Consider the following 6931-nt stretch of genomic DNA (forward strand, 5'->3'; position numbering starts at 1 on the left):
GGTCGCCGTCAGGCCGGCCACAGTCGGGCCGGCCCCGTCGCGCTCGGGCAGGCGGCAGTCGGGCCGGCCGCGGCCGGGTGGGTCGTGCGTGGGTGCCGTTTGGCCGTTCGGGATACCCCAGTGGGGGTCCACCGGGCGGTTCGGGTCTCCCGGTCGGGTGCGGCACAATGGAAGGCTGCAAGCCGAATACTCCCGACGACGCCGGAGCGATCTCACGTGGCGGAATACATCTACACGATGCGCAAGGTGCGCAAGGCGCACGGAGACAAGGTCATCCTTGACGACGTGACGCTCAGCTTCCTCCCCGGAGCGAAGATCGGCGTCGTGGGCCCCAACGGTGCCGGTAAGTCCACCGTGCTGAAGATGATGGCCGGCCTGGAGCACCCCTCCAACGGCGACGCCTTCCTCTCGCCCGGCTTCACCGTCGGCATGCTCCTCCAGGAGCCGCCGCTCGACGAGTCCAAGACGGTCCTGGAGAACGTCCAGGACGGCGTCAAGGAGATCAAGGGCAAGCTCGACCGCTTCAACGAGATCGCCGAGCTCATGGCGACCGACTACTCGGACGCGCTCCTCGACGAGATGGGCAAGCTCCAGGAGGAGCTGGACCACGCCGAGGCCTGGGACCTGGACGCCCAGCTGGAGCAGGCCATGGACGCCCTGGGCTGCCCGCCCGGCGACTGGGCCGTCACCAAGCTCTCCGGTGGCGAGAAGCGCCGCGTCGCGCTCTGCAAGCTGCTGCTGGAGGCCCCCGACCTGCTGCTGCTCGACGAGCCCACCAACCACCTCGACGCCGAGTCGGTGAACTGGCTGGAGCAGCACCTGGCCAAGTACAAGGGCACCGTCGTGGCCGTCACCCACGACCGGTACTTCCTCGACCACGTGGCCGAGTGGATCCTGGAGCTCGACCGCGGCCGCGCCTACCCGTACGAGGGCAACTACTCCACCTACCTGGAGACCAAGCAGTCGCGTCTCAAGGTCGAGGGCCAGAAGGACGCCAAGCGCGCCAAGCGGCTCAAGGAAGAGCTGGAGTGGGTGCGCTCCAACGCCAAGGGCCGCCAGGCCAAGTCCAAGGCCCGCCTCGCCCGTTACGAGGAGATGGCGGCCGAGGCCGACAAGATGCGGAAGCTGGACTTCGAGGAGATCCAGATCCCGCCGGGCCCGCGCCTGGGCAGCGTCGTCATCGAGGTCGAGAACCTCAACAAGGCCTTCGGCGAGAAGGTCCTGATCGACGACCTCAGCTTCACCCTGCCGCGCAACGGCATCGTCGGCATCATCGGCCCGAACGGCGCCGGCAAGACCACCCTGTTCAAGATGCTGCAGGACCTGGAGACCCCGGACTCCGGCAAGGTCAAGGTCGGCGAGACCGTCAAGATCAGCTACGTCGACCAGAGCCGCGCCAACATCGACCCGAAGAAGACCCTCTGGGAGGTCGTCTCCGACGGTCTGGACTGGATCAACGTCGGCCAGGTCGAGATGCCGTCCCGCGCCTACGTGTCGGCCTTCGGCTTCAAGGGCCCGGACCAGCAGAAGCCGGCCGGCGTGCTCTCCGGCGGTGAGCGCAACCGCCTGAACCTGGCGCTCACCCTCAAGCAGGGCGGCAACCTGCTGCTCCTCGACGAGCCCACCAACGACCTCGACGTCGAGACGCTCTCCTCGCTGGAGAACGCCCTGCTGGAGTTCCCCGGCTGCGCCGTGGTCATCTCCCACGACCGCTGGTTCCTCGACCGAGTGGCCACCCACATCCTCGCCTACGAGGGCGAGAGCAAGTGGTTCTGGTTCGAGGGCAACTTCGAGTCGTACGAGAAGAACAAGATCGAGCGACTGGGCGCCGACGCCGCCCGTCCGCACCGGGCCACCTACAAGAAGCTGACCCGCGGCTGACACCCAGCTGTCACGACGGCCCGGCAGACTGCCCCCTGGGCGGCCTGCCGGGCCGCGGCCCGCAGCCGCCGACCGGCGGCGGGCGACCGGAACCGAGGAGAACACCTGTGGCCCGCCACATCTACGCCTGCCCGCTGCGCTGGTCCGACATGGACGCCTTCGGGCACGTCAACAACGTGGTCTTCCTGCGCTACCTGGAGGAGGCCCGGATCGACTTCATGTTCACCCAGGCCGCCGCGGCCGGCGCCGGGGAGTTCGCGGGCGGGTCGGTCGTGGCGCGCCACGAGATCGACTACAAGCGGCCGTTGGTGCACCGCCCCGAGCCGGTGACCATCGAGACCTGGGTGACCAAGATCGGTGGCGCCTCGCTGACCGTGGCGTACGAGATCAAGGACACCGACGAGGACGGCCGCGACATCGTGTACGTCCGCGCCTCCACCGTGGTCGTGCCCTACGACCTGGCCGAGCAGCGCCCGCGCCGGATCTCGGCCGTGGAGCGGCAGTTCCTGTCCCGCTTCGTGGACGAGTCCGTCCCGGCGCAGAAGGGCGAGCAGAAGGCCGAAGCGGCCGTCGCCGTCGCCTGAGCGCCGCCCGAGCGTCGCCCCCTCGCAGAAACCTTCTACCGCAGAAACCTTCTACCGATGAGAGCCGAACCGCGTTGACCACGACCGACCGCCTCGCGCTCACCGACGCCGGCGAGGCCGCCGACCTGTCCGCCTTCCTGCTGCGCCTGCTGCGCTTCGACAAGGCGGCGTCGGTGCGGTTGCAGGCGGTGGCCCCGGCCGCGGGCGACGGCGTGCTGGCGGTCTTCGGGCGGCTGCCGCTGGGTGGTTCGGGCGCGCTGGCGATCCGCACCGCCCGGCTGACCGGTCTCGGTGAGCCGGTCGACCGGACCGTCTCGGCCGGCCAGCTGCTGGAGGCCGTCGACGCGGAGGCGGGCGCCGTCGCGCTGCCCGCGCCGGTGACCGGCCCGGCCTGGGCCGGGCTGCTGCCGCCGCGCACCGGCTGGCGGCCGGTCGGGGAGCCGGCGGTGGCCCGGGTGTACCCGGAACTGATGGCCGGCGTACGGGAGTTCCGCGAGCGCAGCGAGGCCGTCCCGGCGCACCACCGCAGCCGCGCGGTGCTGGACGAGCTGGCCGACGAGATCTGGTCCCGCCCGGTGACGGCGCTGCCGGAGCTGCCGCTGCGGGCGGTCCACGCGGCGTACGTGATCGGCTTCCTGAAGCCGGACGCCCCGCTGACCGTGCACCGGGCTGGCGGCTGGCTGCGGCTGAGCGCCCCGGCCGGGTCGGTGGCGGTCCGCACGGCGGCCGCGCCCGGCGCGGGGCTGGGGCTCAGCCCGCTGCGCTAGGGCGTGTCTTTCGGAATCAGGCCGGGTGCCGCGACCCAGGGCCCCGTCAGCCCTCGGCGTTGATCATCGAGGCGGCGGCGTAGGTGAGGTAGTCCCACAGCTGCTGCTCGTCCTCGGCGGGCAGGGTGAGCTCGTCGACGGCCGCGCGCATGTGCTTGAGCCAGGCGTCGTGGGCCGCGCGGTCCACCTTGAACGGCACGTGCCGCATGCGCAGCCGCGGGTGGCCGCGGTGCTCGCTGTAGGTGCGCGGGCCGCCCCAGTACTGCATCAGGAAGAGGACCAGGCGCTCCTCGGCGGGGCCGAGGTCCTCCTCGGGGTACATCGGGCGCAGCAACTCGTCGCCGGCGACGCCCTGGTAGAACCGGTGGACCAACCGCCGGAAGGTCGGCTCGCCGCCGACCTTGTCGAAGAAGCTCTCCTCGCTGAGCGTGCCACGCCGGATCTCATTCACCCGACCATGGTCGCAGACGCCGACGGGGCCGTACACCGGGACCAAAGGCGTACGACCCCGCGGGGTTGGGCTAATGCCGTGGAGCGGTGATCAGACGTCGTCCCACTTGAACAGCTTCGCCGAGATGAGCGTCAGCACGACGGCGAAGCCCAGCAGGATGCCCATGGCGGGCAGCGCGTCCATGACGCCGCCGCCGCGGCTGAGCACGGACCCGGCGGCGTCGACCAGGTGCCGCAGCGGCAGCGCCTCGGAGATGGTCTTGAGCCAGCCCGGGGCGTCGTCCATCTTGAAGAAGGAGCCGGACAGGAACGACATCGGCAGCACGATGATCTGCGAGATGCCGTTGGCCGCCTCCTCGGTCTTGGCGATCGAGCCGGCCAGCAGGCCGATCGACATGAAGGCGATGGTCGCGCAGACCACCAGCGGGATGATCAGCCACCAGTCGCCGCTGAGCTTGAGCCCGAAGAACGGCGTGGTGGCGACGACCAGGAAGATCGCCGTCTGGGCGAGGGCGGTGACCACCGACACCACGACCCGGGAGGCGATGACGGAGAAGGCGCTGACCGGGGCCAGCCGCAGTCGGCGCAGCACCTTCTGCTTGCGCCAGCCGACCAGGGTCAGCGAGGCGCCGAACACGGCGCCGGTGGCGACGGCCCAGCCGAGCAGGCCCGGGGTGAGGAACTGGATCGGCTTGAGCGACTGGTCCTCGACCTGGGTCGCGTCCAGCGAGAACGCCGGCGGCTTGCCGGTGGCCTGCTGGTAGGCGGCCTGGTTGGCCTGCTGGACGATCGCGTTGAGGATGCCCTGGACGGAGCCGGCACGGACCTGGTCGGCGGCGCTGAAGTGCAGCTCGATCTTTCCGTCCGGCCCCTGCTTGATCAGCGCGTCGAGGTCGCCCTTGCGCACCTTGGTGAGCGCGGCCGGCTCGTCGTCGGTCTTGCTGATCTCCAGGACCTTGTCGAGCTCCGTGCGGCCCTCGCCCTGCACCGAGTCCAGCACCTGCACGGCGCCGACCTGGGCGACCTTGGCGTGCGGGCTGGTGGCGCCCTTGAGCAGGGTGCCGAACAGCAGCAGGAACATCAGCGGGAACAGCATGACGAAGAAGACGGCGCTGCGGTCGCGCTTGAACGACACCAGCATCGAGCGCGACAGGCTCCAGAAGGCGCTGACCCGCTCCCGCTCGCTGCCGGCGTCGACGGGCGAACCGCCGCGCTGGGCGGGCACCTTCGGCTCGGTGGACTGGGTGGCGGTCATGCCCGGTACTCCCGTCCGGTCAGCTGGAGGAAGACGTCCTCCAGGGTGGCGCCGCGCACCTCGAGGCCGCGCAGGGCGTTCTGCTCGGCGAGGACGGCCAGGATCGGGGCCGGGAGGCGGGTGGAGAGGGACAGCGTGGTGCCGTCGTCCTCCAGGGAGGCGGTCTCGGCGCCGGCCGCGGCGAGCAGGTCGCGCGCCCGGTCGAGGGCGAGCTGCCCGGACTCGACGCTGATCCGGACGGTGTCGTCGATCTCGCGGATCAGCGCCGCCGGGGCGCCGGTGTGCAGGATCTTGCCGTGGTCCATGATCGAGACGCGGTCGCAGAGGATCTCGGCCTCGTCCAGGTAGTGGGTGGTCAGGACGACGGTGCGGCCTTCGCGGTTGATGTCCCGCAGGAGGTCCCAGAGGTTGCGCCGGGCCTGCGGGTCGAGGCCGGTGGTGGGCTCGTCGAGGAAGACGAGCTCCGGGTCGTGGGCCAGCGCGCAGGCGATGGACAGGCGCTGGGCCTGGCCGCCGGACAGCTGCTCGGTCATCACCCCGGCCTTTTCGGCGAGGCCGACCCGCTCCAGCATCGCATCGGCCCGCTTGGGACCGACCCCGTAGAACGACGCGAAGGTGCGGATGGTCTCCCGGGCGGTGAGCTTGCGGAAGAAGGCGGAGGCCTGGAACTGCACGCCGATGCGCGGCAGCAGTTGCGGGTTGCGCGGCCAGGGGGCCATCCCCAGCAGCTCGATCCGGCCCTCGTCGGGCTTGCGGATCCCTTCCAGGATCTCCAGTGTGGTGGTCTTCCCGGCGCCGTTGGGGCCCAGGATTCCGTAAAATTCGCCGGCTTCGACCGTGAGTGACACCCCGTCGACAGCCTGCACGTCCCCGTACCGCTGACGGATCCCGTCAGCGGATATAGCTGCAGTCATGAGCCCTGAGCGTAGGGCTTTCATCCGAAGATATGCACATTGCTGGCGCAGGATTTGTGCATTGTTTGAGGAACCGGGAAAACACGGGGCCGGGCGGATGTTCCGATCCGCCCGGCCCTGTTGACCGCTGGTCAGGCGCGATGCACGGTGATGGTCGTCCAGGCGCCGATGTGGATCCGGTCGCCGTCGTTCAGCGGCACGGCGACGTGCGGGGCGATCGGCTCGGCGCCGCCGTTCACGGTCGTGCCGTTGGTCGAGTCCTGGTCCACCAGGACCCAGCTGCCGTCCGCCTGCTCGGCGAGCAGCGCGTGCTGGTGCGAGGCGCCCGGGTCCTCCGGCGGCACCGACAGGTCGATCTCCGGCACCGTGCCGCGGTGCTGGCTGCGCCGGCCGATCCGCAGCTGGCCGCGGCCGGTCATCGGGACGCGCCGCTCGGGGCAGTACGGCGGGAAGAACAGGCCGGCCGCCTCGGGGCCGCTGCGGGCCATCATCTCGGTGAAGTAGTCGCGGTCGGCCGCGACCACGGCGATCCAGTTGGTCCGCACCGGCTGCTGCTGCGGGTCCGGCTGCGGCGGCATCGGCGGGGCCAGGTTGAACGACGTGCCGAAGTCGCGGTTGCCGGGGTCGGCGTAGACCGGGCCGGAGTCCTCGCGCACCGGGGCCTCCGGGAAGGCGGCCTCGGGGAACGCGTTCTCCGGCGGCGGGTAGCCGTAGGTGTGCGGCTGCAGCGGCGGCTGGGGCTGGACGGGCGGCTGCACCGGGGCCGGGGCCGGAGCGGGCGGCGGGGCCTGGCCGCCGTACGCCGCCGGGATGTTCAGCGGCGCGGGCGCCTGGACCGGCGGGGGCACCGGGGCGTGGCCGGCCGGGGTCTGCCGGCGCGAGGGGGTGGACAGGTCGTAGTCGTACCCGCACTCCTCGCAGAACCGGCCGGTCTGCGGGCTGCGGCAGATCGGGCAGACCGTCAGGCCCTCGGTGAGCCCCTGCGGCGCCGCCATCGGCGGGGGCACGGCGCCCGGCGGGACCATCCCGGGCGGGGGCGGCACGGCGCCCGGCGGCATCGGCGGCATCGGCGCACCGAAC

The 6931-nt window shown here is 71.3% G+C and carries 7 protein-coding genes; 3 read left to right on the top strand and 4 right to left on the bottom strand.

Going from position 1 to position 6931, the window contains the following annotated elements:
• Window positions 1–216: 216 nt before the first annotated feature.
• The 3 genes from ettA (at window position 217) to AB0O00_RS25515 (ending at window position 3232) form a co-directional block, all read left to right on the top strand.
• Window positions 217–1881: an energy-dependent translational throttle protein EttA gene (gene ettA / locus AB0O00_RS25505; RefSeq protein ID WP_363655465.1), complete on the top strand. Its 1665-nt coding sequence runs from the start codon at window positions 217–219 to the stop codon at window positions 1879–1881.
• A gap of 107 nt (window positions 1882–1988) precedes the next feature.
• Complete coding sequence (locus AB0O00_RS25510) at window positions 1989–2465, top strand: thioesterase family protein (protein ID WP_363655466.1); 477 nt, start codon at window positions 1989–1991, stop codon at window positions 2463–2465.
• Window positions 2466–2539: 74 nt separating this feature from the next.
• Window positions 2540–3232: a hypothetical protein gene (locus AB0O00_RS25515; protein ID WP_363655468.1), complete on the top strand. Its 693-nt coding sequence runs from the start codon at window positions 2540–2542 to the stop codon at window positions 3230–3232.
• Window positions 3233–3278: 46 nt separating this feature from the next.
• On the opposite strand, the gene AB0O00_RS25520 is transcribed toward AB0O00_RS25515, so the two are convergent.
• The 4 genes from AB0O00_RS25520 to AB0O00_RS25535 all read right to left on the bottom strand — a co-directional run.
• Complete coding sequence (locus tag AB0O00_RS25520) at window positions 3279–3683, bottom strand: globin (protein ID WP_363655470.1); 405 nt, start codon at window positions 3681–3683, stop codon at window positions 3279–3281.
• Between the two features lie 90 nt (window positions 3684–3773).
• Complete coding sequence (locus AB0O00_RS25525; RefSeq protein WP_363655472.1) at window positions 3774–4937, bottom strand: ABC transporter permease; 1164 nt, start codon at window positions 4935–4937, stop codon at window positions 3774–3776.
• Entirely contained in the window at window positions 4934–5875 is a 942-nt protein-coding gene (locus tag AB0O00_RS25530) for an ABC transporter ATP-binding protein (RefSeq protein ID WP_363655474.1), read from the bottom strand. The genes AB0O00_RS25525 and AB0O00_RS25530 overlap by 4 nt, the downstream gene beginning before the upstream one ends.
• A gap of 107 nt (window positions 5876–5982) precedes the next feature.
• Window positions 5983–6931: FHA domain-containing protein (locus AB0O00_RS25535; protein WP_363655476.1), on the bottom strand; the 949-nt coding region annotated here is incomplete at its 5' end.

This window comes from Kitasatospora sp. NPDC093558, from assembly GCF_040683475.1.
GTDB lineage: Bacteria > Actinomycetota > Actinomycetes > Streptomycetales > Streptomycetaceae > Kitasatospora.